We start from the raw sequence: 25,782 nt of genomic DNA, 5'->3' as shown, positions 1-25,782 counted from the left end.
AATATGCGCGCAATGCGCCGGAACGTTCCTCAACGCCCGGCGCATTAACAGCCGTTATTAGTCAACAATCGCAAGGATATCGCGAGCCGAGAGAATCAGGTACTCCTCGCCCTGGTACTTCACCTCGGTGCCACCGTAGCGGGAGAAGACCACAACATCGCCCTCAGCAATATCAACGGGGATGCGGTTGCCCTTATCGTCCACGCGACCCGGACCCACAGCTACAACGCGAGCCTCCTGCGGCTTTTCCTTAGCAGTCTCGGGGATAACCAGACCGGAAGCGGTGGTCTGCTCAACCTGCTCGATCTTAATGACAACGCGGTCTTCCAGGGGCTTAATAGCCATGGTGCTTTTCTCCTTGAAATAGCGATAAATATTCTGTGCTTAACTTTAGAGAGCTGCGGGCATTCGGTCAAGAAAAACACCGCCACCGCACGCCCGTTTCGCACTCAGGGGAACTGGTCTCTAGCGCAGAGGCGCAGTGCGAGTTTGAGCTGCACAATCCAGGGCGATTTCAGGCAGGGAAGCGCCGGATTCAGCCAGTTGGCGAGCACGATGCGCCGCATTACCGCGCTCAAGAATGCTCAGCACATGGTTCAGTTCAATCTCACAATCCAGCTCGAGCGCGGTCGGGCGCAGCTGCTCAACGAGATTACGCAGATCTTCACGCAGGGAAATCTGCTGGGGAGCCGTGCCATTAGAAACAATAATCTGCGCATCCAAGCCGAAGCGGGCAGCACGCCACTTATTCTCCTGAGCGTGCCAAGGCGCCAAAGGCTCAAAACTCTCCCCGCTCTTCAGACGCTGCACACGCTCATGCACCAGGCACTGAGTCAGAGCCACCACAGCAGAAATATCCGGCAGGGACGCCATACCATCGCAATAGCGCATCTCAATAGTTCCATAGCGCGGCACGGGGCGCACATCCCAGCGGTCCTCGCTGGAATCAGAAATCACACCGGTCGCCACCAGAGACTCCAGATAATCGCTGTACTCATCCCAGCTACCAAAGTGGAAGGGCAGACCATTAGTGGGTAGCTGCTGATAAATCATAGTGCGCTGAGAATCATAGCCGGTATCGGTGCCTTCCCAGAAAGGGGAAGAAGCCGACAGCGCAATAAAATGCGGGCAATAATTCGTGAAAATATCGATCAGAGGCAGCACATGCTCACGCTGAGCCACACCCACATGCACGTGCACGCCGTAAATAATCATCTGCTGACCCCAGTACTGGGAACGATCGAGTACACGGTAGTAACGTTCCTTATCGGTCAGCGGCTGATCCTTCGCCAGGGAGAAGGGATGGGTTCCGGCTGCGTAAAGCTCAACGCCCATATCCTCAATCATGGGTTCAATCACCGAGATAATATCGCGCAGCTGAGCCATAGCCTGAGCCACCGTGGTGCATACGCCCGTGACCACCTCAAGAGTATTCTGCAAATACTCACCCGTCAGGTGAGCACGCTCCGAAGAGGCCACCAATAAATCCGGGTGCTCACGCTCCACGCGCTTCAGCAACTCCGGGGCGCGCTGAACCAGCTCGCCCGTCTGCGCATCGATCAGAGCGATCTCCCACTCAACGCCCAACGTAGACTGAGCCGAAGCAGCAAAAGAAACCAAAATATACTCCTTGAGTCTGTATGCTCTTATATTCTACGCGGTCAAGCTCACACTCAAAGTATTGCCTACCTAAATCAAAGCAGAATACGGGCAAAATTAGCCAAAAGACCCTCAGATTCACAATAACGCTAGCGCAAAACGCCACTGGGGAAGGCCGAAGAAGGCTGGCGCGGCATCTGTATACGCCCTATCCCAGCCGAGCACGCGCAGAGCGCTAATGCTCCAATGGCTCAACCCACCAGCCATAGCGTTGAGCCGCAGAGCCCTGCCCCACACGCGTAAAAATCAGGGTTGCATGCTTGTGCTCTTTCTTCTTTTTGGAGCCGGCAAGCAGCTGAGCACGCAGTTTCTCGGGCACAATATCAACCCCGCGCTTCTTAATGGTCAGAGCTGTAAAGCCCCGAGCTTTAACCCATTTCTTGAGTGCCTTATCTTGAACGGGAATCTGTTCCAGCACGCGGTATCCCTTAGCGAAGGGAGTGGGTGTGTAACTCTCAGCGCGCAGGTAGGCAATATTCGGGTCAATAAACTCGGCGTTAATCTGCTCGGCAAGAGTGGTCACCAAATGCGAGCGCACCGCCGCAGCACCGGGTTCATAAATAATATCGCCGGGTGCGGGAAGAACAGTTTTGGGGAGGGAATGCTCCTGTTCTTCCAGGGGGCTCTCCTGGATCAGATCATCCGGAATGCCGGAAAGGCGCTGTATCTCAAGATTGTGACCGGCAGCCGTATCGCCGGAAATAATGAGGGCGCTATAGTTTGCGCCCTCCTGCGGGCTATCGGAGGCGGCAGGCGAGCAATTGAACCAGAGCACCAGCTCCACCAAATCTCCCCCGTGCTGCACCCACTGAGCCTGCACGCTCGGGTGCGGATTACGCTCAGAGACCAGCTCTTCGGGGGAAGGAATCGCCTCGTGGGGCGCTCCCGGTCCCATTTTCACGCCCATGGGCAGACCCAAACGAGCCAGCTTAAGCACAAAGGAAAAGGGTGGGGAATAGGCTTCCGGGTCAAAAATACGCTCGGTGCGCGCACCCTGAGTCCCGCTCAATTCACGGCGTGCCGGGTCCAGCCACAGGGCGTTTACGGCTTCTCCGGAGGTATTGGTGAGCGCACCCTGAGCCAGCAGATCATAGGCTGCAGTACCATCGCCCACCAGCACCTGCGATTGCGGCGAAAAACGAAGATTCTGCGCGGTATAGCTGGCGGTGTCGGGGTCCATCTCAATGGACACGGTGTTCAGACCGTTACGGGCAAAGCCCATAGAATCAGCGCCAATTCCACAGCCTATATCGGCAATTACGCTCGCCCCGGCAGCCCGAAGAAACTCCGCATGATAGCGGGCAATCACCGGGCGGCTCGCCTGCTCCACACCGTGCTCAGTAAGCATGAGCTCCCGCGCATACTCCCCAAATTTCGCCTCGCCCTTAGTGCGTGCCTGCACCAGGGAAAGGATGCGCGCGCTCTCCTCCTGGCTAAAGCGCTCGCGTAAACGGCTCACAGCCTGTAGCGCGCTATCGGGGGTGTAGGGGTAAAGCTGCGCGGCTGCCTGCAGCATATCATCGCTGAGGTTCAGCTCGGGTGCGGGCTCAAAGGGAGCGGGAATAGTCATAGTGTTAGTCTATCGAGCCGGATAGAAAAAAGCCCGTTTAAGCACGTTTAGCCCAGGTTTAACCGGGCTAAACGTGCCTAAACGGGCTAAAGACTCTAGAAGCACACGGTGGTCACCGGCAGCGAAGAATCCGTGGTGAAATCAATACCCGAGGGTTCACGGCCCGCCTGCACCAAACGAGAGCCCAGAGCCGCAACCATAGCGCCATTATCGGTACACAGGGTGAACTTGGGGATAATCAAGCGAATACCCGCCGAAGCGCAACGCGAGGTCAGCAGCTGGCGCAGACGCGAATTAGCCGCCACACCACCGCCGAGCAGCAGAGTGTTCATACCCTGCTCACGGCACGCCAGCACAGCCTTTTTGGTGATAACATCTACCACCGCTTCCTGGAAAGAGGCGGCAATATCGGCAATGGGCAGCTCCTCGCCGCGGGCAGTATAGCCCTCCACCACGCGAGCCACCGCGGTCTTTAAACCAGAGAAGGAAAAATCGTAGCGGTGCGCACCCGGCTCCTCAGCTGTACCCATAAACTTACGATTGGACAGACCACGCGGGAAAGCAAAAGCCTTGGGGTCTCCCTCAGCTGCGGCGCGGTCAATCGCCGGGCCACCCGGGTAATCCAGACCCAGCAGACGGGCTACCTTATCGTACGCTTCACCGGCGGCATCATCCAGGGTTGCACCCAGCAGACGCACATCGGAGCTAATATCGCGCACCTGCAAAATCTCAGTGTGACCGCCGGAGACCAACAGGGCACCCAGACCACCCTCGCGGGCATTTTCCAGCAGGGCGGCACCCTCATCGGTACCATTATCATCCAGCAGACCCACACCCACATGAGCCACCAGGTGGTTAATACCGTACAGCGGTTTGGAGGTAGCGATAGCCAGAGCCTTGGCGGCAGACACACCAACCATCAGGGCACCGGCAAGACCCGGGCCTGCGGTGACGGCAATGGCGTCAATATCCTCCAGGCTTACCTGCGCCTCATCCAGCGCCGCTTGCAGGGCGGGAATCATGGCGTCCAGGTGAGCGCGGGAGGCAATCTCAGGAATCACACCGCCAAAACGCACATGCTCCTGCATGGAAGAGGAGACCGTATTGGTCAGCAGGGTTGAACCTCGGACAATGCCGATACCGGTCTCATCGCAGGAGGATTCAATGCCCAGAATCAGGGGTTCGGTGTTCTTAGTAGACATGGGATTCTCCTCGGTGCAGGTATTGGGCGGCGTAGGGATTCGTTTCGTAGCTATCCTGTGCTGTGTGCTGCTCGGCGGGGGCGAATTCGTGCATCATAATCAGCGCATCTTGGCCGTCCTCGTAGTAGCCGCGACGCAGGTGAATTTGCGTGTATCCATTGCGCAGATAGAGCTGCTGGGCGCGCGGATTATCGGCGCGTACCTCCAGCAGAATGCGCTCGGCGCCTTGGGTCTGCGCCAGCTGGTGCAGGGTGTTCAGCAGCAGGCGGCCGTAGCCCCTGCCCTCACGTTTAGGGATAACGGCAATTGTTTGCACATCAGCGGTATCTGCAACGACCATCACTCCGGCGTAGCCAATAATGCTCTCCCCCTCGCGCAGCACACAATAGGTGCGGGTTTCGTGCTGGATCTCTTCCAGGAACATATCAATGCTCCAGGGCTCCTCGGGAAAGAGCGCCAGTTCCAGCTCGTGGATAGCTTGAAGATCGTGCAGGGTAGCGTAATCCAGAATGACCGGTGTATTACCCTCTGCACCAATCTTGCGCGGAATTACGGGGTGCTCACTATTATTCACTCGAAGCGCCTGCCTTCTGAGAGCTTAGCTTGTGGGAGCCTGCTGCCTGGGCTCGGGCGAGCATGGAGGCGGGTACCTTTGCGTCAGATTCACGCAGGTACAGGGCGCTCGTATTGTTGCTCAAGGCATTCAGGCTCTCATCAAAACCGTTCGAGAAGGCAATACGCGCGGCAGCACGCAGCAAATCTTCCGCATTGGGGTGCAGGGCGCTATAGCTGCCCTTCTCCCCTGCCTGCACGCGAGCGCCGATCTCGCTCAGCGCCTGCTCGTAGAGTCCGGCACCGTATCCGTAGATATCCACGGCGGGTGCTTGAGCTGCGGGGTGCACACTCGGGCCGGAAATACAAGAATATCCGTTCTCGGTAATGCTAAAGAGAGCGGTGTAGATTTCGCGGCGGCGAGCATCGCTGGCGACCATAAATTCATGCCCCGCTGCCTGCTGGTTCAGCTCAGAGTCGGCATAAACATGCTCAGCCAGGGCGTACAGGCTCATCAGGCCGAATAGCGGCTTGGACCATGCGAAGCTAAGGGTACGGGCAGTCATAATACCCGCGCGCAAACCGGTAAAGGGACCCGGTCCCGTGCCGGTGAGAATCGCATCCAGCTCTTCCGGGCGCACCTGCGCCTGCTGCAGCACTTCGCTCACAAAAGGAGCCATGAGCTCAGCGTGGGAGCGGGTGTCTTCGCTTTCGCGACTGGCAAGAATCTCAACCCGGTACCCGGTATGTTCATCGGGGCTCAGGCGTGCCAGAGCAACAGAGGCGGTGGAGGAAGAATCTAGAGCAAGAAGAAGCATTCTTTTATTCTAGCGCGCCCGGGCTAACTATAGAGCTCAAGCCATCTCTGAGGGTGAACCATAGCTCCCCACCCTTCTCTAGCCCTGAACCGCACCTAAAGTATGCGCCAGCTGCTCAAAGCTCTGTTGCCAGCGCGGGCCAAAAGCCTGAATGCGCAGCAGGCGAGGCTCGGGCACATCGGTTAGCTCCGAGTCTCCCTCTTCTTCCTCATCGTCATCCCAGCTGAACTCTTCTCCCCCGGCGTAGAGACTATCGGCATCTTCTCCGCTCAGACGAGTAAAGTCCAGCTCCAGGCGGGAATCGCTCAGGTGCTCAGCCTTGTTATGGCCCCACTCAATCACGGTCACCGAGGAATCCATAGAGAATTCCAAATCCAGATCGTCCAGTTCCTCGGCGCTGGAGAGGCGGTAAGCATCCACATGCACCAAATCGGGACCGCCCGGGCGCGGACCATCGGGCAGATTGGGGTGCACACGCGAGAGCACAAAGGTCGGGGAAATAACACCTTCGCGCACGCCCAGCCCCTCACCCAGGGAGCGGGTGAAGGTGGTTTTGCCCGCGCCAAGTTCCCCCGAGAGCAGCAGCAAATCGCCGGCGTGCAGTGCCGGGGCGAGGGCCAGAGCCAGGGCGCGGGTATGCTCGGGGCCGCTAATATCCAGGGAAAGAACGGGAGAAATATAGCTCATGGTAATCCTTGAGTCAGGGGCTAGGCGTTCGAGGTGGAATCGGTATCGCTATCGGAAATATTGTCGTCCTGTTGCCACTCCAACCAAGCGGCTAGGAATTCTTCATTAATAGGAGACTCATCCTGAATGGGGTCATAGAGAAGCTCCTCAGAGTGCTCAGAACCACCGGTGTACACGCGTTCAACTCGGGAAGAAATACGAGTCACAATCTCGTAGTTAATGGTGCCGGCAGCATCCGCCCATTCCTCCACCGCGGGGTCTTCTCCGGCACCAAAAAGCACCGCACGAGCACCCAAATAGCCGTAGGACGGGTCACTCAGACCGGGCTCGCCCAAATCAACCACCATCTGATCCATAGCAATGCGACCCACCACGCGCACGGTACGCGCAGGAGCCCCGGAAGGGTACAGACGCACGGGCGCATTTTCTGCCACGCGCGGCACACCGTCAGCATAGCCCATGGGAATTAGCGCCAGAGTGGTCGGCTCCTCGGTCTGATAGCGCAGACCGTACGAGACACCCTGACCTGCAGGAACCTCTTTAACTGCGCTAACAAAGGTACCCACAGTCATAGCGGGCTTCAGACCCAATTCCTCGGCACTGTGGCGCGGGTAGAAGGGGGACAGACCGTAGAGTGCCAAACCGCAGCGTACGGCATCTTCCAGAGCCAGATCCCCATAGTGGGAGGGAATCGAGGCAGCAAGAGTTGCCGGGGAATTCGCCAGGTGCACCATCAGCGACTCCCTATCCAGCCCGAGTTCTTCGGCATCGCGCACAGCCTCAAGCAGGCGCGCAATCTGCACGGTGGTTTCGGCATTCCAGGGCTCATCAGCAACCGCCAGGTGGCTAAAAATACCTTCTACGGCAATCAATCCAGCTTCCTGGTATTTCAGGGCGCGCTGGACCAGCTTGGGCCATTCCTCCAGGGTGGAGCCATTGCGTCCCAGACCGGTATCGAGCTTGAGGTGTACGCGCGCTCGCATTCCGACACTGTGAGCGGCACGGGCAATAGCGTCCAGATCCCAACCGGAGGCGCCCAAAGCAATATCCCTGAGGATAGCTCGCATAAAGTCGGTGTGCGGGGTGTGCAGCCAGGCAATCATCTGCGCATCAATACCCCAGTCACGCAATTCAATTGCTTCTGCGGCGTGCACCAGTCCGAGCATATCGGCACCCGCTGCCAGAGCGGCGCGCGCAATCTGGGGAGCGCCGTGACCGTAGGCATCCGCCTTGATAATGGCAATCAGGCTGCGGTCACCAATCAGGCTTTTAATATGGCGCACATTGGATTCCACGGCGTCCAAATCAATCAGGGCATAGCGTTCGGGCTCGAAGGGGTTAAGCTCGGGCAGATAGATTTCGTCAATGCCGGTCATGGTGCGCCTTTCTCGGGATTTCTACCCCTATTGTACGCTCTTGGGTATAGCGTGCAGGGTGGACTATGTCCTCTGGTAGCACTTCGCGCCAGAGCAGAAACGGTAGAGTGTATATATGTCTTCCTCTCATCTCACCCTGCATATTATCTCTATGCACACCGATCCCTTCGCGCAGCCGGGCAATGGTAGCGCGGGCGGTATGAATGTGTATATTGCCCGTTCACTGGCGGCAATGATGGCGCTGGATGATTCTCTGCAGGTGGAGGTCTTTACCCTGGCTTTGGGCGAGCCATCTCCCCTGCCTGCGGCTCTGGCACCCTACGCTGAGCGTATTGCTACCCACCGCATTGAGTGCCCAGGTTTTGAGACGGCGAGCCGAGATGAGCAGCACCTCTTTGTTACTGATTTCGCGCGCGGATGCTTGCAGGCTGCACGGCAAACCCCCGATATTATTCACGCTCACTATTGGCTCTCGGCGCTGACTGCCCTGGAGATAAGCCGTAGTTATAGCGCGCAGGGTCAGAGCGAGATTCCGGTGATTTTCACCCCGCACACCACCGCCGCGACCAAGGATGCGCGCCGCGGCGAGCACGAACCTGCCGAGCCCGCCTATCGTTATGAGGGTGAAGAAAAGATTCTCCGTTCCGTGGCGCTGAGCATTGTTAATACCCCGCTGGAGGCGGCAGATATTAGCCGCTACTACAGCGTGCCGGTAAAGAATCTGGCAGTTGTTGCTCCCGGTGTGGATATTTCGATTTTCCGCCCCGAACCCTCAATTCAGCGAGATCACGCCGGCAGTTCCACTACATCCAGCCTGTATTTTGCCGGTCGTGCCGCTCCGCTCAAGGGCGCGCACCTGCTGGTTGAGGCTCTGCCGTACCTTCCAGCAGATATTAGCGTGGATCTACATATGATGAGCGATATTGACTCGGACTATATGCGCGCCCTGGGCCGACGAGCCGAAGAGCTGGGTTTGGGAGAGCGCGTGTACCTGCGCCCTTCGGCGCCTCCGCATAAGCTGGCAGAGTATTTTCAGCACGCCGATATTGTTGCCTGCCCCTCTTCCTCCGAGACCTTCGGTCTGGTGGCTCTGGAATCACAGGCATGCGGTGCCGCCGTGCTTGCCAGCGATGCGGACGGCCTGCGCTACGCGGTGGAAAATAACGTCAGCGGCATGCTGGTTGCTGAGCGCACTGCATCTGCCTGGGCAGCTGCCATTGAGTACCTGGTACGCAATCCGAGCTTACGCGAGCAGCTGGGTAAGCGGGCAGCACAGCGCGCCCGCCGCTTTTCCTGGGAGGCGACCGCCTCCTCCCTGCTGGAATACTACCGGCAGTTTGCGGTTGCAGAGTCCGGCGAGCGCTAAGCTTAAGCTATGACTTTTTCAATGAGCGATCAGGAATTCGCGCAGTACCTGGATTCAGCACGAATTACAGGTAATGTTGCGACCCCGCGCGAGAATAATCTGGACCATATTCAGGGTTTTTTGGATCACAATGAGCACCTGGAATTTGGCGTGCAACGTGCGCGTGAGTACAGCTGGGATGAGGTGTTCGAGATTATGGTGCGCCGCGCCGGTCTGAACCCCGACCGTTCTCACACTCACGGCCAGGACACTATCGGATCCGCCCAGTGCATTGAGCAGCTGCGCGAGTACGCCCGTATTTTTGGGCAGGCGGTGCGCGAGCGCAAGCGTATTCTTTTTGCGACCGGCCATCCGGCGGGTCTTTTCCCGATCTATGCAGAGATGGCGCGTGTGGCTCGTGCCGCCGGTGCCAGCGTGCTGGAGATTGAGCAGGGAGAGCATTTCTTGGATGGCGATGTGCGCCAGATTTTCTCTGTGGTCATGTTTGAGCAGTACGGGAATTTGCAGCATACTCATTTTCCCGGTCCGATGAAGATTGCGCTGGATCAATTGCGTGAGCGCGCTCAGCTGCCTGAGCTGGTGGTTTCTGATCACGGTATGGCAGGTTACGCCGCATCGACCGAGGGATTGCTGACCATTGGTATTGCCGATTGTAATGATCCGGGTCTTTTTGTTGCCGCTGAGCAGGGCGATCTGCCGGTGTGCGTGCCCATGGATGATAATGTGCCGCCGAATCGTTACGAGCCGGTGATTGACTTTATTATTACCGAGGCGGGTCTGGAGCAGTACCGCTAGGGTGGCCTATACCGCACGAGCGGATAAAATGCGTACGGCGGGCGGGGCGTGTGCCTCGCCCGCTTTTGTGTACCTTCAACTTGCCTCTGCCTGCCCTATCTCAAGCTTTCTTCAAGTGGTGCTTGAGTGTTCTCAGGGTCATAGTCCCCTTTTTAAATTTTTTGACCGAATATCGCGCCCATCTGCATAAACACGGTTTAGAATAGGTGATACAGAGTGTACTTTTAGACATTCTGCCAATCGTTGAACTCCGCTCAGTCATTGTCCTGACCATTCCGGCGGGCGGTGCTCAATGACTCACTCATACACAAACGACATAGAACGTATTCCTCGTCATGCCGGGCGCTTTTCACCGAGGCGCCAAGCATACGGTTCATACTTTCGGATTCCATATGTGCAGGAGATTGAACCTTTGAAGGCTCAAGAAAGACTTCAAAACATGTGGGGTGCCAACTACACGCCTAAGCGCAGCTGGCATCCCAAGATTTTGCGCGCCCTCTACCTGGGCGATTTCGCGGTCATTACTCTGACCATGGTCATCTCGCACCTCATTCGCTTCGGCAATGAGAGCGCTGACCTGCCCCCAGTCAATATTTGGCCCCTGAACCTACTCGGCCACGCTTACGCAACCCTGGATTACTTCTTCGTGGGTCTGGGCATTACCATCGGCTGGTGGTTTGTACTCCAGTTCAACGGCTCGCGTAATATTCGCGTGCTCGGCTTGGGTTTGGAAGAGTACCGTCTGGTTACTCGCGGCAGCACCTACTTCTTCTGCCTGCTGATTATTTTTGCGTTCTTTACCCAGATCAGCATTACCCGCATGTACATGCTGATTTCCTACCCCCTGGGTATTAGCTTGCTGCTACTTTGGCGCTGGCTGCTGCGCCAGCAGCTGGTGCGTCAGCGTATGCGCGGCCGCGGTCTAACTCGTGTACTGCTCATTGCTGATCTGCCCACCGGTGAGCACCTCTATAAGACTCTTAAGGGTGCAATTTCTTCGGGACTGTCTCCCGAGGCTCTCTACCTGCCCGGCATTAAGCCCGGTTCCACGGTGGATAACGCCCCGATTCCCGTACTGGGTTATAGCACTGACCCCTCTGAGATTATGCGCGTGATTGCCGAGAATAATATTCATATGGTGGCGGTCTCGAACGGTCATATGCTTTCCCCGGAGCAGCTGCGTCTGCTGGGTTGGAAGCTTGCCGATGCCCATATTTCCCTGATTATGGCTCCCGCAACCACCGATATTGCCGGCCCGCGCATGCACATTCAGCCGCTGAACGGCGTACCTCTGGTGCATGTGTCCACCCCGCGTATTACCGGTCTGTCTGCCTTTATGAAGCGCACCCTGGATGTGGTGGCTTCGGGTCTGGGCCTGCTGCTTCTTTCTCCCCTCTTCCTGGTGGTTGGTCTGCTGATTAAGCGCGATGGCGGCCCGGCATTCTTCTTCCAGGAGCGTGTTGGTCTGAACGGTTCTTCTTTCCGCATGGTCAAGTTCCGTTCTATGCGCACCGATGCTGAAGAGGTTAAGAAGCAGCTGATGAGCCAGAATGAGGGTAACGGTGTGCTCTTTAAGATGGCTAATGACCCGCGTATTACGCCCATTGGTCGTTTTATCCGCAAGTACTCCATTGATGAGCTGCCCCAGCTGTGGAATGTTTTTGTGGGCGATATGTCCCTGGTGGGTCCGCGCCCGCCGCTGCCCGAAGAGGTGGATCAGTACGAGGATATTGTCTACCGTCGTCTGCTGGTCAAGCCCGGTATTACCGGTCTGTGGCAGGTCTCCGGCCGTAGTGACCTCTCCTGGGAAGAGTCCGTTCGCTTGGATCTGTACTATGTGGAGAACTGGTCGCTTACCGGCGATATTGTGATTCTGCTGCGTACTGTGCGTGCGGTCTTCGCTAAGGATGGCGCGTACTAAGCTCCTCAATCCTCTGCGTGTTTTATATACTCCTGTAGATAAAGGTGTGGGTGGGATACTTATGTATCCCACCCACACCTTTATTTCTAGGCTCTAGTGCTTGAAGACTTTATCAGCCAACCACGCTGTGCTTGCGGGCAGTTCCTCAGCCAGTTCAGCAATAGCCTGAGGCAGAGCCTCCGTCACGCGCGTTGCCGGTACCGGGCCGAGCATCCAGGGAATGGATTCCAGTGCCGCCTGTCCGTGCAGGTATACCGCCAGAGCGGCAATACGTGAGGGCAGGGAGGGCGAATAGTTCAGCGCGCGGGAGAAGGACTCCACTTCGGCGGCAACCTGCGCCAGCAGGGCGCCCAGAATACCCGAGAGGGTATCCCCGCTTCCGGCGGTCGCCAGCCAGGGGGTTGCACCGGGTACACTGACCACCGGCAGAATGGTCAGTTCTTGCACGCGTGCCGGGTCGTAAATATTGGCTTGCGGGCCGGTGGCAATCAGGCTCGTACCACCCTTGAGCATCACGGTTGCACCGCTGACCCAGGCTGCGGCGCGCACCCAATAGTAGGGTTCTGCTTCAATATCTTCCCTACTGGGCATGGTAGCGCCGGCACGCAGGGGGTTGTGCATCAGGCCGCTTGCGTGCAGGGCGTTCCACCGGGTGGGGTTCTCCGAAGCGAAAATATTGAAGAATCGAGCCAGTTCCCCGGCGTGCGGGGTCAGGATTTTCTCAATACCCAGCGGTGCGCTGCTATGCGCTAAATAGGCAGCCACCAGATCCAGGGCGCCGGCGTCCAGTACGGCGGGGGTATCTGATTCGAGTACGTCCTGCAGCATGCGCAGGGTGGCGTTGCTAAAGTTCACTCCGCTACCAATGGTGCAGGCGTCCACATGTTGCACGGGAATATGTCCGCGGCTTTCGGAGGCATCAAAGGTGACCGCTTCGGGGCAGGAGGCGAGCACCAGGGAGCGCACCTCGCGGCTGGGGTATCCATAGCGCACCATGCCCACACCGGTATTGATTGCCGCGCGCGTGGTCAGCACGGCTGCCCCCGGGTATTCATCGCTTCCGGCGAGCACTCCCAGCACTCCGCGAGTGTATTTATGGGAGTTCTCATTGGGCAGGCTGAGCACCTGAGCGTGGTCCTGGCGTTCGGGTACGATTAGCGCGGGGAAGAAGTCATTGAGGGCTTCGGGAATGCCCAGATCGTGGAGTTTAATCTCACCGCAAGCCGCCTCCAGAGCGGTTCCTGCAGGTAGTTTACGTCCAATAAAGGTGACGGTGCGTTCAGCACGCAGACAGGGTTCGTGCAGGGTGCCGCTATGCGCGTCAATGCCGGTGGGCATATCGCATGCAATCACCGGGGGCAGCATATCCTGGATTTGCAGGGCACGCAGCTTTTCCAGCAGGCGACCGGCAACTCCGCGGGCTGCTCCCCTGGCGCCGGTGCCCAGCACACCGTCAATAATCAGCTGGTAGTGTTGCAGCGCTTCGCAGCTAAAGGCTTGTTCCCATTCGGCGCCAATAATGCGCGTGCCGTCCATGCTTTCAGCTGCCGCCAGGGTCAGATTCTGTCCGTCCGGGTCGGTGAGTAGCAGGTCAATGCGGTAGCCTTTTCTCGCCAGGCGTTTACCCGCCCAGATGGTGTCGGCGCCGTTATTTCCGGGGCCAACCAGTAGCAGCAGGTGAGTGTTTTCGGGTGCGCGATGCTTATAGCGCTTTTTGAGGTAGGCGCGGGTTTCTTTGGCGAGCGCTTTGGCGGCGCGCGCCATCAGGTAGCCGTTATAGCCCGGGACGTTAATATAGGGGGCTTCGGCGGTGCGAATATCTTCGGCGGTGTAAATATCCAGCATTCTATCTCCTGTGAATTATGCGGGGAAAGGGCTATGGTACGTGCCCTTAGAGGCTAAAGACCGGTTCGTTATCTTCATCCGGCAGCACAGTCAGCTCATAGGATTCGGGGTTAAAGGTGCGCAGGTGTTCCAGTTCGCTCTGGCTCAAATATTCTGCGGTGGCAATGGCTATAGCCATGGGTTCGTCGTGGGTCAGGCTCAGGTGGATGCGGTTAATCCCCAGGGCGCGGGCGCGGGCTGCAATGGTGCCTCGCACGCGCACATAGGGGGCTCCGGCGTCGGTGCTTGCTACTTCGCAATCTTGCCAGTTGAGCCCTGCGGGTGCGCCCAGTACTTTGGCGATGGCTTCTTTGGCGGCGAATCGTACCGCCAGGGAGCGGGTGTTGCGGGTGCGTTCTGAGGGGGTGAAGACCCGGCGGACAAAGGCGGGGGTTTCTTCGGTAATGCGCGCGAAGCGTTCAATATTGACGGTATCTACGCCGACTCCGATAATCATGGGGCTCCTTGGGGTACTGCGCCCGGCTCTCTCCGGACGGTATTGAGCGTGTATTTTTAGTGTACCCTTATCTGTCTTCTCTATCTAGGATTTTATGCTGAAGAACCTCTTTATGACGTAGAAAAGCACCCCGCCGCACGCGCTTTGAGAAGCGAGTACAGCGGGGTGCTTTATAGGCTTGAGCCGGGTAGAGATTACTCCACGGTCACAGACTTTGCCAGGTTACGCGGCTGGTCAACGTCCAGGCCCTTAGCTTCTGCCAGGGCGCATGCGAAGATCTGCAGCGGCACGGTTGCCAGCAGAGGCTGCAGCAGGGAGGGAGCTGCCGGTACGGTAATCAGGCGGTCTGCGTAGTCCTTGACTGCCTCATCGCCCTCTTCTGCGATCACGATGGTGTAGGCACCGCGTGCGCGCACTTCCTGAATATTGGAAACGACCTTGCCGTGCAGCGAGTCGCGACCGTTCGGGGAGGGAACCACGATAATTACGGGCTGGCCCTCGTCGATCAGAGCGATCGGGCCGTGCTTGAGCTCGCCTGCCGCGAAGCCTTCAGCGTGGATGTAGGTGATTTCCTTCAGCTTCAGGGCGCCTTCCATAGCTACGGGGTAGCCAACGTGGCGGCCCAGGAAGATCACGGAGGATGCGTCCTTCATCTCTACGCCCAGTGCCTTCACAGCTTCGTCATTGTCGATAACGCGCTGGATCTTTTCGGGCATCTTCTGCAGCTCGGCGAGAATTGCAGCGATTTCGTCCTTGTACTTATTGCCGCGCAGCTGTGCCAGGTACAGGCCCAGCAGGTATGCTGCGGTGATCTGTGCAAGGAATGCCTTGGTAGATGCCACTGCGATTTCCGGGCCGGCGTGGGTGTACAGCGCTGCGTCGGATTCGCGGGGCAGGGTCGAGCCATTGGTGTTGCAGATGGAGATGACCTTTGCGCCCTGTTCGCGTGCGTGGCGCACAGCCATCAGGGTGTCCATGGTCTCGCCGGACTGGGAGAGAGCCACGATCAGGGTCTTCTCGTTCACGATCGGGTCACGGTAGCGGAACTCGTGTGCCAGCTCAACCTCGGTGGGGATACGGCACCAGTGCTCGATGGCGTAGCGTGCCACCTGGCCAGCGTATGCTGCGGTACCGCAAGCAACCACGATGATCTTGTCGATGGAGCGCAGTACCGAGTCGTCGATGTTCAGCTCGTCCAGAGTCAGGTTGCCGTTTTCGTCCATACGACCCATGAGGGTCTGCTCAACGGCTGCGGGCTGCTCGTGGATTTCCTTTTCCATGAAGGAGTTGTAGCCGCCCTTTTCAGCTGCTGCTGCGTCCCATTCAATGTGGAAGGGCTTGCCCTCGGCGGGGTTGCCGTCGAAGTCAATAATCTCGTAGCCATTGGAGGTAATAGTCACGATCTGATCCTGACCCATTTCCACTGCTTCCTTGGTGTAGTCAATGAAAGCAGAGACGTCAGAGCCCAGGAAGTTTTCGTTCTCGCCCAGGCCGATGACCAGGGGGGAGTTACGGCGGGTTGCTACCACACGGTCGGGGCAATCGCGGTGGATTGCCAGAATGGTGAAGGCACCTTCCATGCGGTTGGATGCCTGGCGGACAGCCTCGGTCAGGTCCTTGGTCTCAAGCTTGTCGTAGATGCTTGCGATCAGGGCGCCGGCTACCTCGGTGTCGGTCTGAGAGAGGAACTCGAAGCCTTCTGCCTGCAGCTCAGCGCGCAGTTCTGCGAAGTTTTCGACGATACCGTTGTGCACAACAGCGAGCTTGCCGCCGTCAACAACGTGGGGGTGAGCGTTAGCGTCGGTGGGACCACCGTGGGTAGCCCAGCGGGTGTGGCCGATACCGATAAAGGATTCGTCCAGGGGGCGTGCTTCGACCTCGTTTTCGAGCTCGATCAGCTTACCCTTCTTCTTACGGAATTCGATTCCGTCGGGGCAGATGAGTGCAACACCTGCAGAGTCGTAGCCGCGGTATTCCTGGCGGCGCAGACCTTCAATCACAACGTCGTATGCGTTGTGGTCGAACTTCTTATTGTCCGGGGTGGTACCCAGACCTACATATCCAACAATTCCACACATAGTGCTAATTTTATCCTATTCTGACTCTAGCTCGGGTGTTTTCTTCTCCGTGCTGCGGTGTTTCTGCTAACTGTCTAATACAACCATCCGAGTAGCCCCTCTATTCCCTCACGTGCTTTTCGGCAAAAGTGCCGATCTAGCCCGTCATTTTTCGGTAGTTTTTGCAAGGTGTGTCATATGCCGGGGATAAAAGCGGTGCCGGGTAGAAAACGCTACACTTGGATAAATGAGCTCCCATTCTTCTGCCACTGCCGCCTCGCGCTTTACCACCATTGACCGCGAGCGCTGGGCGCATCTGGGCACCGAAATTCAGATGCCTCTTTCGGAGGCTGAGCTGCAGGCTCTGCGCGGCCTGGGCGAAACCACGGATCTGGCGGAGGTTCAGCAGATTTACCTGCCGATTTCTCGCCTGCTTAATCTCTACGTTAATGCGGCCTCTTCGTTGAATCATATGACCAATGATTTTTTGGGCACGTCTCAGCGCAAGGTGCCTTTTATTATTGGTGTCGCAGGTTCGGTAGCGGTGGGCAAGTCCACTACCGCGCGCCTATTGCAAGCTCTGCTGCAGCGCTGGCCCTCGACCCCTAAGGTTCAGTTGGTGACCACCGATGGTTTCCTCTACCCCAATGAGGAGCTCAAGCGTCGCGGTATTATGCACCGCAAGGGTTTCCCCGAGTCCTATAATCGTCGCGCCCTGCTGGAGTTTGTCTCGGCGATTAAGTCCGGTCAGCCGCAGGTTTTTGCCCCCAAGTACTCTCATTTGTATTACGATATTTTGCCCGATGAGCGTATTGAGGTCACCGCCCCGGATGTGCTGATTCTTGAGGGCCTGAATGTTCTAGCCCCAGCAGGGGCCGAGGGCCCGGAAACTTCGGATCTGACCCTGAGCGATTTTTTTGATTTCTCTATTTATGTGGATGCGCGCACCGAGGATATTCAGTCCTGGTATGTCGATCGTTTCCTCTCTCTGCGCTCTTCTGCCTTTACGAACCCGGATTCTCATTTCCGCCGCTATGCTGAGCTGACCGATGAGCAGGCTATTGAGGTGGCTACCGGTATTTGGAAGAGCGTGAATGAGGTCAATCTGGTGGAGAATGTTCTGCCAACGCGTGCCCGTGCCCACCTGATTTTGGAAAAGGGCTCCGACCATAGCGTGCAGCGCGTGTTCCTGCGTAAAAACTAAGCCAATCACCGAATCTACTAAGGAGTTTAGATGTCTTCTGTGAATCGTCGTTCCGCTATCTCTGCCGGAGTTATGCTCTCGGGCGCGGCTCTGCTTTCTGCCTGCTCTTCTTCGGGCGAGTCTTCTTCCGCTTCTTCGAGCAGTGCAGCGGGCTCTGCAGCCTCTTCGACGCAGGCTTCTGTGGCTTCTAGCGCCTCTGCCGCAAGTTCTGTGTCTCTTCCTTCGGCTTCTGCCAGCACTGAGTCTAGCCCCTCCTCTCTGCTGATGATTGTTAATAAGCGTCGCCCTTTTGCATCTAAGACCTGGGCGCCGAACGATCTGGTGCCTTTTGCGGGCCATCAGCTGCGTAAGGAGGCGGCTGCAGCGGCTACCGCCATGATGCAGGCTGCGCAGGCTGCGGGCGTCACCGTGACCGTGACTAGCGCCTACCGTTCCTATGATGATCAGGTAACCACCTATAACCACTGGGTGAGCCAGAACGGCAAGGCAGGTGCCGATGATGTGTCGGCGCGCCCGGGCTATTCGGAGCATCAGAGCGGTCTGGCGGTGGATTTTGCCTCCCCCGAGGGTTGCCTGCTGCAGGAGTGCTATGAGGACACCTCCGCCGGAGTGTGGCTGGCGAAGAATGCCCACACCTACGGTTTTATTCTGCGTTTCCCCAAGGATTTGAAGCCCGTGACCGGTTACGCCTATGAGCCCTGGCATTTCCGCTACATTGGTCGCGAGAATGCCGCAAAGTATGTCTCCAGCGGCGCAAAGACCTTTGAGGAGTTCACCCAGACCGGTGCAGCTCCCAACTATTTGGGCGAGGACTAAGCCGAATCTGCACGCTGTGAGCGGTTCAGCCCACCCATAGACTAAGCCCCCGTGGATCGTCACGGGGGCTTAGTCTATGGGTGGGTTTGTAGAGTTTAGGGTTCAGACGGCTAGAGGGTATTGCAAATGAGAATGATAGCTTATACATTCACACCCGATTTTGTGCCCCGTTTTTCTTCTGAGTTTTTCAAGAATAAGAGCGAATATTTTGCAGATAACTGCAAAGAAATTCATGGCGCCACACCCAGCAATCCCACCAAAAAATTGACTGATCCACACCAACCACAAACACATCCTCCACCCCGCACCCATGACGCACACTCCCCCGCCATTACGGGAAAGATGCCACACTTCAGGTATGGATAACCTTATTTTATCTATGTTCAAATTCCCTGAACAATCCCTCAACGTTACCTGAAAGTTTCATGTGAATAAAAACACGTGGTTTACGGGTAAAATTTTGGCCATTTTTGACGCACCAGCACCCCAAAAGGCGCTATTCTTGATTTCATGCTTAAAGGTTTTAAAGATTTCTTGATGCGCGGCAACGTCATTGACCTTGCCGTCGGTATGATCATGGGTACCGCGTTCACCACCGTTGTGACCGCACTGGTCAGCTCCGTGCTGATGCCCGCAATTTCCGCATTGATTGGTTCCCCCAACTTCGACTCCTTCCTGGCAGTCGGCCCGGGCGAGCAGATCAAGATCGGCGTCTTCCTGACCGCTGTTGTTAACTTCCTGCTGATTGCTTCCGCTGTGTACTTCTGCATCGTTGTTCCGATTCAGAAGCTCACCGAGATTGCAACCCGCAACAAGGTTGAAGAGGAAGAAGAAGAGGAAGAGACCGAGCTGCAGCTCCTGAAGGAGATCCGCGACTCTCTCGCTCAGAAGTAATCTTTCTATTACTCCTTGAGATTTTCAGAGCATAATCTCCTATAATCCTTTCATGCTCTGAGGTTCTTTCTCACATCTCTAAGGGCTCTCACTGATCCAGTGAGAGCCCTTTCTTCATGCCCATTTCTCCCCTATCTCAATCCGGCAAGGCTACGGCCACCAATCCGGCAAGGCTGTGGCTGAGTGTCTACTTTCCGGGCTTCGCCGAGGCTGTATGGAAACTTCGCTGCGCTTCAGACAATGCTCCGCTCGCTTTTTTCTGAGGCCGGCTAGAGTTTCAGAGAATGTGCGAGCTTCGCATAACTCAGCGCGTACGCCTCGTTTCCTGCCTGCCTCGGCTTGGTGCGCGTGCTCGAGTCCCTGAGGGGGGTGGCGAATGGGGTTTTCGAGTGATCACCTTCCACACGCGTCTCACCGTATACTTTGCTCGCGTTCGGGGTGGTAGCGTTTTGAGGTTCTTCGCTTTTTCTTGGACTCGCATACGCCACACCCCGCATGGGATGATGCTCTTCAGATCCGGGAGGGCTGGAAAGCAAGCGAGCTCTGGAAGTCTCTCCCTTGGCATCGTCCCATGCGCAATGTATTAGAGTCTCCTAAGGATGTAGAGTGAGAGGGAAAGAAAGGTGTATTCATGTCTTTGAACCCGCAGCAGCGTGCAGAAACCGCTGAAGATTTTACCCGCGCCATTAAAGCAGCATCCGTCAGTGTCGACGAGATTGAGCAAGAATGCGGTCTGTGTCCAGCTGATTTCCAGTCTGCCTTTACCCTGACCGGGCATGTGAACCCGGTACATGTGTGGCTGGTACGCGATGTAATTGAGAGTGAGGCCAAGGCCCGCGGCTATCAGGCTACCTTCCGCCATCTGCCTGAGCATATGCGTTCTGCAGCACGCATGTGGTTCGGCGTTGAAGACAACCGCTACTAGAGTTCAAATCCAGCGAGTTCGAGTTCAGAAAACGCGAGAAGCCTCAGAAACGCTACCGTCCCGAACCCGGGGTCAAAATATCGTAAGACGCGTGCATAACGCAAGCACTCGAAAACCCCATTCGCCATCCCCTCAGGGACAGACGGATACAAGCCCCCAGCAATCTCGGAAACGCAAGATACGGGCACAAGCCGCAAGGAGAAGAAACGAGCGTCAGCGCGCAGTTTTGCGAAGGAAGTATGAAAAACCAACCCGAATCCGCCTCGGAAAGGTGATACTTCCGGAGCAATGTTTGAGCACCCGCGAAGTTTCAATCTCCGCAGCGGCGCCGCACCTAAGCGCCCAATCAGGTGCACGAACACTCATCTCAGACAGCAATCATGTCTCAGGAACCCAGATATGGCTAAAGGCTCCATACTCAATCAGTACGGAGCCTTTAGATTCAGATATGTATTAGAGCGCTAGCTCAGTAGCTACGACCTCAGCCAGCTGGGCTGCAATACGATCAGCATCGTCCTGAGTAGCTGCTTCGACCATAACGCGAACCAGTGGCTCGGTACCGGATGCTCGCAGCAGCACGCGTCCGCTCTCACCCAGGGTAGTCTCAGCGGCGGCGATAGCCTCAGCCAGTGCAGTATTGGTCTTGACGGCTGCTCGGTCTACGCCCTTGACGTTAATGAGCTTCTGCGGGGTGGGCTGCATACGGGATGCCAGCTCAGAGAGGCTCTGACCGCTAGATGCTACTTCTACGGCCAGCTGCAGGCCGGTGAGCACGCCGTCGCCGGTAGTTGCGTAGTCGCTCATGATCACATGGCCGGACTGTTCGCCACCGAGGTTGTAGCCGTGTTCACGCATGGATTCGAGCACATAGCGGTCGCCAACGGCGGTGCGTACAAGGTTGATTCCGTGCTCGCGCAGGTAGAGCTCGAGACCCAGGCTGCTCATAACGGTTGCTACGAGGGTATCGGCTGCGAGCTTACCCTGTGCCTTGGCGGCAAGGGCGAGGATTGCCATGATCTGGTCGCCGTCGACGAGCTTGCCGTTTTCGTCCACTGCCTGGCAGCGGTCGGAGTCGCCGTCGTGTGCGATGCCGAGGTCGGCGCCGTGGGAGATGACTGCTTCCTGCAGTTTCTCGGGGTGGGTGGAGCCTACGCCGTCGTTAATATTGGTGCCATTGGGTTCTACGGCGAGGGCGATGACTTCTGCACCGAGTGCTTCGAAGGCTGCGGGGGATGCTGCGTAGGCTGCACCGTTGGCGCAGTCGAGCACGATTTTCTTACCTGCAAGGGGCTTGCCGGCGGGCACGGTGGAGATAAGGTGCTCCACATATGCTTCGGTGCCGTTCTCGAGAGCGCGTGCGGTGCCTACTTCGCCGCCAACGGGGTAGCGGAATTCTTTGGCTCGGTATACGCGTTCGATGGCGTCTTCGATGGCGTCGTCGAGTTTCTGACCGCCGCGTGCGAGGAATTTAATGCCGTTATCTGCCGCGGGGTTGTGGGATGCGGAGATCATGACACCGAAGTCTGCGTCGGTGTGTGCCACGAGGTATGCTGCGGCGGGGGTGGGTACGATACCCGCGTTAAGCACGTCTACACCGGAGGCGGTCAGGCCTGCGGTGATGGCTGCACTGATGAAGTCTGCGGAGGCGCGGGAGTCGTTGGCAATGACAGCTACGGGGCGTTTGCCGGGTGCTGCTTGTTCGTAGCCGAGGACTACTGCTGCTGCCTGCGCGAGTTCAAGCGCGAGGGCGGGGGTAATTACGTCGTTTGCTAGACCGCGTACACCGTCGGTTCCAAAAAGTCGTTCAGTCACTCTTCTATTCTACGTGCTTGATGTGTGTTCTGTGCCCGTTGGGTGGCTTTTTGTGGTGAATTTGGCGTAAATACCGCACCCCGTTTCTTCAGCCCTGCTGAAGAGGACCGAGGAAACGGGGTGCGCGGGCGCTATGCGTTTATCACGCCTTGTCAGGGCAATTCATAGCTTTCAGGAAAACCATTATTGAATGACGGGGAAGTCCGGGTCCTCGACCGCATTGTCACCGTCAAAGATTGCCGAGGCGGGCCCAACAATGAGCGGGTCTACGGTACCGACCACCTCTTCGTCCTTGGCGGTGTAGTCGAACTGGCTGAGCACATAGCGCATGCATTCCAGGCGGGCGCGCTTCTTGTCGTTGGATTTGATGACAGTCCAGGGCGCGTCACCAGTATCGGTGTAGAAGAACATGGCTTCCTTCGCCGCGGTGTAGTCGTCCCACTTATCCAGGGATGCCAAATCGGTGGGCGAGAGCTTCCACTGGCGTACCGGGTCGGTACGGCGGGAGTTGAAGCGTGCCAGCTGTTCTTCGCGGGTGACGGAGAACCAGAACTTAATGAGCTTAATGCCGGAGTTGACGAGCATGCGTTCCAGTTCGGGGGCTTCTCGCATGAATTCGAAGTATTGTGCCTGGGTGCAATAGCCCATGACGCGTTCCACGCCGGCGCGGTTGTACCATGAGCGGTCCATCATAACGATTTCGCCGCCGGAGGGCAGGTGCTTAATATAGCGCTGGAAGTACCACTGGGTCTGTTCGGCGTCGGTAGGCTTTTCCAGGGCGACCACGCGGGATCCGCGGGGGTTCATATGCTCGGTGAAGCGCTTAATGGAGCCGCCTTTACCGGCTGCGTCGCGGCCTTCGAAAATGATCAGGATTTTCTGTCCGGTGGCTTTTGCCCAGAGCTGGAGTTTGAGCAGCTCGATTTGCAGGGCACGCTTTTCCTTTTCGTAGGCTTTGCGGCTGAGCTTAGTGTCGTAGGGGTAGCCGATCTTCCAGGCGTCGGACTTGTCTTTATTGCCGTTCAGAGCTGCGGTCAGGGATGCCATTTCGTCCAGTTCGGCGGAGTAGTCTTCAACCACGGAGGTGCGGCGTGCTTGGGGCTTGAGCGCCTGCTTAATAACGCTCATGCGCGTGGTGACCGGGGCGGGTTCTACTGCCTCGGTGTTTTCGGTGTGCAACGGTGCGGGGGTCTGCTCTACCATGAGTTCACTCTTTTCGTTGAGTTTCTTGACTCTTTAAGCATAGCGAGGGCGAGTAATTATGACAAACATTACAGTTATTTTCACTCTAACTCTTATCCCCTGCGCCCCTACCCCGTGTGCTGCACTCTAAAACCCAAAGGGAAGTTAAAAGGCGAACCCCGCCCGGATTCGTAGTGAATCCGTGCGGGGTTGCGAGCAATAAGCCCAGCGATTAACGCTTGGAGAACTGCGAAGCCTTGCGTGCCTTCTTAAGACCAGCCTTCTTACGCTCGATAACACGTGCGTCACGAGTCAGGTAGCCAGCCTTCTTCAGTGCGGGGCGGTTGTTCTCGCGGTCGATCTCGTTCAGTGCACGAGCGATACCCAGGCGCAGTGCGCCTGCCTGACCGGAGGGGCCACCACCGTTGATGCGAGCAATCACGTCGTATGCGCCTTCGAGCTCAAGCAGCTTGAAGGGTTCGTTGACGTCCTGCTGGTGCAGCTTGTTGGGGAAGTAGTTCTCCAGGGTGCGACCGTTGATGGTCCAGTTGCCGGAGCCGGGCACAACGCGAACGCGTGCTACTGCTTCCTTACGGCGACCAACTGCTGCGCCTGCAACGGTCAGTGCCGGACGTGCTGCCTTTGCAGCTGCGGGAGCTGCGGATTCAGAGGTGTAGCTGGTCAGCTCTTCCTCTACTACAATCTGCTCTTCGTTCTGAGCCACGATTTCTCCTAAAGTTTCTTCGTAGGCCCGAATTACTGGGCGACCTGGTTGAATTCGAAGGTCTTGGGCTGCTGTGCCGCGTGCGGGTGCTCGGGACCAGCGTAAACCTTCAGCTTCTTCAGCTGCTGAGCTGCCAGCTTGTTCTTGGGCAGCATGCCCTTAACAGCCTTCTCAACCGCGCGAACGGGGTTGGTTTCCAGCAGTTCTGCGTAATTAACGGACTTCAGACCGCCGGGGTAACCTGAGTGACGGTATGCACGCTTCTGCTCGAGCTTTGCACCGGTCAGGGCGACCTTGTCAGCGTTCACGATGATAACGAAGTCACCGGTGTCAACGTGCGGTGCGAAAGTGGGCTTGTGCTTACCGCGCAGCAGGATAGCGGTCTGGCTTGCGAGGCGACCGAGAACAACGTCAGCAGCGTCAATGACGTGCCACTGGCGCTCTACTTCGCCGGGCTTAGGAGTATAAGTGCGCAAAATTTGGCCTTTGTCTCGAAATGTACATACGGCGCTAGTTGGGTATCACGCCTATTACTTACGTGCATGACGAGCTGCGGGTGAGGACCGCTCGCACGCCCGTTCTGCCCGTACGATCCGGCACCTAACGTCCTGCAACTTAGACAGCGCCGGTTCGCGTGATTCGGGTAGAACACGCACAACATAGCAAGACTATACCCTAGTTAAGTCACTTAATCCAGTCTGAGGGGCTTAAAAACGGGCTTTTTCGGATTTAAATTTCATCCGTGTAATTTACCCCTCCACCGGGGGCGCTATTAAGCCTGCTCCAGACTGCGCTTACGGCGTGTCCTTGATGCTTGCGCCGCGTATTCCTCCTGCGCCGGGTAGTGGATCGCGCTCAGAGAGAGCCCCTGGGCAGGAGCCAGCAGTACCGAGGAATCTCGTGCGGGCTTCTCCAAGCGCTCCAACAGCCAGGCTTCATCCTTTTGGCCCGTGCCGTAGCGAACCAGGGCACCCACCAGGGAGCGCACCATATGGTGACAGAAGGCATCGGCAGAAATATGTACCGTTACCAGCTGCCCTTCTCTCTCCCAGCGGACTTCGCGCAGCTCGCGCACGGTGGTGGCGTCTTCTCGGGGTTTGCAGAAGGAGAGGAAATCGTGCAGACCCAGTAGAGATGCCGAGATGCGGTTCAAATCCTCAATATCTAGTTTCTCTCCTATGCCCCAGCTAAAGCCGCGGTAGAGCGGGTCGGCTCCGGCATGCGAGCCGTCATAGATACGGTAGATATAGCTGCGCCCGGTAGCGGAAAAGCGGGCGTCAAAATCGGCGGGTACGGCGCTCACACTATAGAGGACAATGGCTCCCTGCAGGCTTCCTCGCAGGGGCGCGGGCAGTCCCAAGTCTTCTTCAGCCAGGGCTAGGGAGCGTTTGAGGGCACCGCGCAGCTTACGCGCCATGATCTCTTCCGGCGTCCCCTGCCCATCACGACCGCGCATAGCCTCCCAGCGGGAGAGCTCAATATCCAGGTGTGCGCTTTGGTGTTGGGCGTGGACCCCGGCATCGGTACGTCCGGCAACGGTGAGACGCACGGGCTTGCGCAGAATCAGCTCCAGGGCGTTTTCTAGAATTCCCTGCACGGTAACTCTTCCAGGCTGTGCAGCCCAGCCGGAGAAGGGCGCGCCGTCATAGCTAAAGTCCAGGCGGATGCGCTGATAGTTTCTACGGGCTATATCCGCAGAGCCCTTGGCCAGCAGGTCATCCCCGCAGTCCAGAATAATCTGCGGGTTCTGCTCCCCTATATGCTCAGTGCTCACTACCATTGCTACCTGCCTTTCTATTGTCTTTAGTCTACCTTCTTCCCCGTCCACAGGCTCTTAGCCAAGAGAGAGGGCTTGAGAGGTTAAAGCAATCCGCCGCCCAC

General features: G+C 57.2%; 23 protein-coding genes. 7 read left to right on the top strand and 16 right to left on the bottom strand.

What is annotated here, in order from left to right; all coding sequences use genetic code 11:
* Positions 1-57: 57 nt before the first annotated feature.
* The 8 genes from groES to alr form a co-directional block, all read right to left on the bottom strand.
* Positions 58-345, bottom strand: a complete 288-nt coding sequence (gene groES, locus Q4P78_RS02220) for a co-chaperone GroES (protein WP_303338677.1) — start codon at positions 343-345, stop codon at positions 58-60.
* A 120-nt stretch (positions 346-465) separates the two neighbouring features.
* Complete coding sequence (locus Q4P78_RS02215; protein ID WP_303338676.1) at positions 466-1,620, bottom strand: glutamate--cysteine ligase; 1,155 nt, start codon at positions 1,618-1,620, stop codon at positions 466-468.
* A gap of 214 nt (positions 1,621-1,834) precedes the next feature.
* Positions 1,835-3,229 (bottom strand): class I SAM-dependent methyltransferase, encoded by a 1,395-nt coding sequence (locus Q4P78_RS02210; RefSeq protein ID WP_303338675.1) that lies wholly within the window; start codon positions 3,227-3,229, stop codon positions 1,835-1,837.
* 95 nt (positions 3,230-3,324) lie between these two features.
* Positions 3,325-4,431 (bottom strand): tRNA (adenosine(37)-N6)-threonylcarbamoyltransferase complex transferase subunit TsaD, encoded by a 1,107-nt coding sequence (tsaD, locus tag Q4P78_RS02205; protein WP_303338674.1) that lies wholly within the window; start codon positions 4,429-4,431, stop codon positions 3,325-3,327.
* The gene (gene rimI, locus Q4P78_RS02200; protein WP_303338673.1) at positions 4,421-5,005 is read right to left on the bottom strand and encodes a ribosomal protein S18-alanine N-acetyltransferase; all 585 of its coding nucleotides are present in this window, start codon (positions 5,003-5,005) and stop codon (positions 4,421-4,423) included. The genes tsaD and rimI overlap by 11 nt, the downstream gene beginning before the upstream one ends.
* A complete protein-coding gene (tsaB, locus tag Q4P78_RS02195) occupies positions 4,998-5,801 on the bottom strand; it encodes a tRNA (adenosine(37)-N6)-threonylcarbamoyltransferase complex dimerization subunit type 1 TsaB (protein ID WP_303338672.1) in 804 nt (267 codons plus the stop codon). The genes rimI and tsaB overlap by 8 nt, the downstream gene beginning before the upstream one ends.
* Before the next feature lie 78 nt (positions 5,802-5,879).
* Entirely contained in the window at positions 5,880-6,488 is a 609-nt protein-coding gene (gene tsaE, locus Q4P78_RS02190) for a tRNA (adenosine(37)-N6)-threonylcarbamoyltransferase complex ATPase subunit type 1 TsaE (protein ID WP_303338671.1), read from the bottom strand.
* Between the two features lie 20 nt (positions 6,489-6,508).
* Entirely contained in the window at positions 6,509-7,864 is a 1,356-nt protein-coding gene (gene alr, locus Q4P78_RS02185; protein WP_303338670.1) for an alanine racemase, read from the bottom strand.
* A gap of 115 nt (positions 7,865-7,979) precedes the next feature.
* On the opposite strand from alr, the gene Q4P78_RS02180 reads away from it, so the two are divergent.
* From Q4P78_RS02180 to Q4P78_RS02170, 3 genes are all read left to right on the top strand, one after another.
* On the top strand, positions 7,980-9,230 hold the full coding sequence (locus tag Q4P78_RS02180) for a glycosyltransferase (RefSeq protein WP_303338669.1): 1,251 nt from the start codon (positions 7,980-7,982) through the stop codon (positions 9,228-9,230).
* Positions 9,231-9,239: 9 nt separating this feature from the next.
* Positions 9,240-10,025: a phosphatase gene (locus Q4P78_RS02175; protein WP_303338668.1), complete on the top strand. Its 786-nt coding sequence runs from the start codon at positions 9,240-9,242 to the stop codon at positions 10,023-10,025.
* Positions 10,026-10,464: 439 nt separating this feature from the next.
* Positions 10,465-11,946, top strand: coding sequence for a sugar transferase (locus tag Q4P78_RS02170; protein WP_303338667.1), 1,482 nt, complete (start codon positions 10,465-10,467; stop codon positions 11,944-11,946).
* Positions 11,947-12,039: 93 nt separating this feature from the next.
* Here Q4P78_RS02170 and Q4P78_RS02165 read toward each other — a convergent pair whose 3' ends face one another.
* From Q4P78_RS02165 to glmS, 3 genes are all read right to left on the bottom strand, one after another.
* Positions 12,040-13,791: a bifunctional ADP-dependent NAD(P)H-hydrate dehydratase/NAD(P)H-hydrate epimerase gene (locus Q4P78_RS02165; RefSeq protein ID WP_303338666.1), complete on the bottom strand. Its 1,752-nt coding sequence runs from the start codon at positions 13,789-13,791 to the stop codon at positions 12,040-12,042.
* A 46-nt stretch (positions 13,792-13,837) separates the two neighbouring features.
* Positions 13,838-14,287: a holo-ACP synthase gene (locus Q4P78_RS02160; protein ID WP_303338665.1), complete on the bottom strand. Its 450-nt coding sequence runs from the start codon at positions 14,285-14,287 to the stop codon at positions 13,838-13,840.
* A gap of 194 nt (positions 14,288-14,481) precedes the next feature.
* Positions 14,482-16,365: a glutamine--fructose-6-phosphate transaminase (isomerizing) gene (gene glmS, locus Q4P78_RS02155; protein ID WP_303338664.1), complete on the bottom strand. Its 1,884-nt coding sequence runs from the start codon at positions 16,363-16,365 to the stop codon at positions 14,482-14,484.
* Between the two features lie 226 nt (positions 16,366-16,591).
* On the opposite strand from glmS, the gene coaA reads away from it, so the two are divergent.
* From coaA to Q4P78_RS02135, 4 genes are all read left to right on the top strand, one after another.
* Positions 16,592-17,548 (top strand): type I pantothenate kinase, encoded by a 957-nt coding sequence (coaA, locus tag Q4P78_RS02150; RefSeq protein ID WP_303338663.1) that lies wholly within the window; start codon positions 16,592-16,594, stop codon positions 17,546-17,548.
* A gap of 30 nt (positions 17,549-17,578) precedes the next feature.
* On the top strand, positions 17,579-18,364 hold the full coding sequence (locus Q4P78_RS02145) for a M15 family metallopeptidase (protein ID WP_303338662.1): 786 nt from the start codon (positions 17,579-17,581) through the stop codon (positions 18,362-18,364).
* A 510-nt stretch (positions 18,365-18,874) separates the two neighbouring features.
* On the top strand, positions 18,875-19,258 hold the full coding sequence (gene mscL, locus Q4P78_RS02140) for a large conductance mechanosensitive channel protein MscL (protein WP_303338661.1): 384 nt from the start codon (positions 18,875-18,877) through the stop codon (positions 19,256-19,258).
* Positions 19,259-19,889: 631 nt separating this feature from the next.
* Positions 19,890-20,183 carry a DUF2316 family protein gene (locus Q4P78_RS02135; protein WP_303338660.1) on the top strand — a complete coding sequence of 98 codons (294 nt, stop codon included), beginning with the start codon at positions 19,890-19,892 and terminating at the stop codon, positions 20,181-20,183.
* Between the two features lie 453 nt (positions 20,184-20,636).
* On the opposite strand, the gene glmM is transcribed toward Q4P78_RS02135, so the two are convergent.
* The 5 genes from glmM to truA form a co-directional block, all read right to left on the bottom strand.
* On the bottom strand, positions 20,637-21,995 hold the full coding sequence (gene glmM, locus Q4P78_RS02130; RefSeq protein ID WP_303338659.1) for a phosphoglucosamine mutase: 1,359 nt from the start codon (positions 21,993-21,995) through the stop codon (positions 20,637-20,639).
* Between the two features lie 183 nt (positions 21,996-22,178).
* Positions 22,179-23,123: a polyphosphate kinase 2 gene (gene ppk2 / locus Q4P78_RS02125; protein ID WP_303338860.1), complete on the bottom strand. Its 945-nt coding sequence runs from the start codon at positions 23,121-23,123 to the stop codon at positions 22,179-22,181.
* A 286-nt stretch (positions 23,124-23,409) separates the two neighbouring features.
* Complete coding sequence (gene rpsI / locus Q4P78_RS02120; RefSeq protein WP_303338658.1) at positions 23,410-23,901, bottom strand: 30S ribosomal protein S9; 492 nt, start codon at positions 23,899-23,901, stop codon at positions 23,410-23,412.
* Between the two features lie 32 nt (positions 23,902-23,933).
* Entirely contained in the window at positions 23,934-24,377 is a 444-nt protein-coding gene (gene rplM / locus Q4P78_RS02115) for a 50S ribosomal protein L13 (protein WP_303338657.1), read from the bottom strand.
* 296 nt (positions 24,378-24,673) lie between these two features.
* Positions 24,674-25,675, bottom strand: coding sequence for a tRNA pseudouridine(38-40) synthase TruA (gene truA / locus Q4P78_RS02110; protein ID WP_303338656.1), 1,002 nt, complete (start codon positions 25,673-25,675; stop codon positions 24,674-24,676).
* Positions 25,676-25,782 lie beyond the last annotated feature (107 nt).

Source organism: Rothia sp. (in: high G+C Gram-positive bacteria), assembly GCF_030540545.1.
GTDB lineage: Bacteria > Actinomycetota > Actinomycetes > Actinomycetales > Micrococcaceae > Rothia.
The sequence above is the reverse complement of the archived record's forward strand: the minus strand, read 5'-3'. Positions and strand labels throughout refer to the sequence as shown.

Coding starts and splice junctions, on each gene's coding strand:
- alr (WP_303338670.1), bottom strand. CDS start 7,864: ATGACCGGCATTGACGAAATCTATCTGCCCGAGCTTAACCCCTTCGAG.
- ppk2 (WP_303338860.1), bottom strand. CDS start 23,123: ATGAGCGTTATTAAGCAGGCGCTCAAGCCCCAAGCACGCCGCACCTCC.
- glmS (WP_303338664.1), bottom strand. CDS start 16,365: ATGTGTGGAATTGTTGGATATGTAGGTCTGGGTACCACCCCGGACAAT.
- Q4P78_RS02135 (WP_303338660.1), top strand. CDS start 19,890: ATGTCTTTGAACCCGCAGCAGCGTGCAGAAACCGCTGAAGATTTTACC.
- Q4P78_RS02160 (WP_303338665.1), bottom strand. CDS start 14,287: ATGATTATCGGAGTCGGCGTAGATACCGTCAATATTGAACGCTTCGCG.
- Q4P78_RS02180 (WP_303338669.1), top strand. CDS start 7,980: ATGTCTTCCTCTCATCTCACCCTGCATATTATCTCTATGCACACCGAT.
- tsaE (WP_303338671.1), bottom strand. CDS start 6,488: ATGAGCTATATTTCTCCCGTTCTTTCCCTGGATATTAGCGGCCCCGAG.
- Q4P78_RS02145 (WP_303338662.1), top strand. CDS start 17,579: ATGTCTTCTGTGAATCGTCGTTCCGCTATCTCTGCCGGAGTTATGCTC.
- Q4P78_RS02210 (WP_303338675.1), bottom strand. CDS start 3,229: ATGACTATTCCCGCTCCCTTTGAGCCCGCACCCGAGCTGAACCTCAGC.
- mscL (WP_303338661.1), top strand. CDS start 18,875: ATGCTTAAAGGTTTTAAAGATTTCTTGATGCGCGGCAACGTCATTGAC.
- Q4P78_RS02165 (WP_303338666.1), bottom strand. CDS start 13,791: ATGCTGGATATTTACACCGCCGAAGATATTCGCACCGCCGAAGCCCCC.
- tsaB (WP_303338672.1), bottom strand. CDS start 5,801: ATGCTTCTTCTTGCTCTAGATTCTTCCTCCACCGCCTCTGTTGCTCTG.
- coaA (WP_303338663.1), top strand. CDS start 16,592: ATGAGCTCCCATTCTTCTGCCACTGCCGCCTCGCGCTTTACCACCATT.
- Q4P78_RS02175 (WP_303338668.1), top strand. CDS start 9,240: ATGACTTTTTCAATGAGCGATCAGGAATTCGCGCAGTACCTGGATTCA.
- groES (WP_303338677.1), bottom strand. CDS start 345: ATGGCTATTAAGCCCCTGGAAGACCGCGTTGTCATTAAGATCGAGCAG.
- Q4P78_RS02170 (WP_303338667.1), top strand. CDS start 10,465: ATGTGGGGTGCCAACTACACGCCTAAGCGCAGCTGGCATCCCAAGATT.
- tsaD (WP_303338674.1), bottom strand. CDS start 4,431: ATGTCTACTAAGAACACCGAACCCCTGATTCTGGGCATTGAATCCTCC.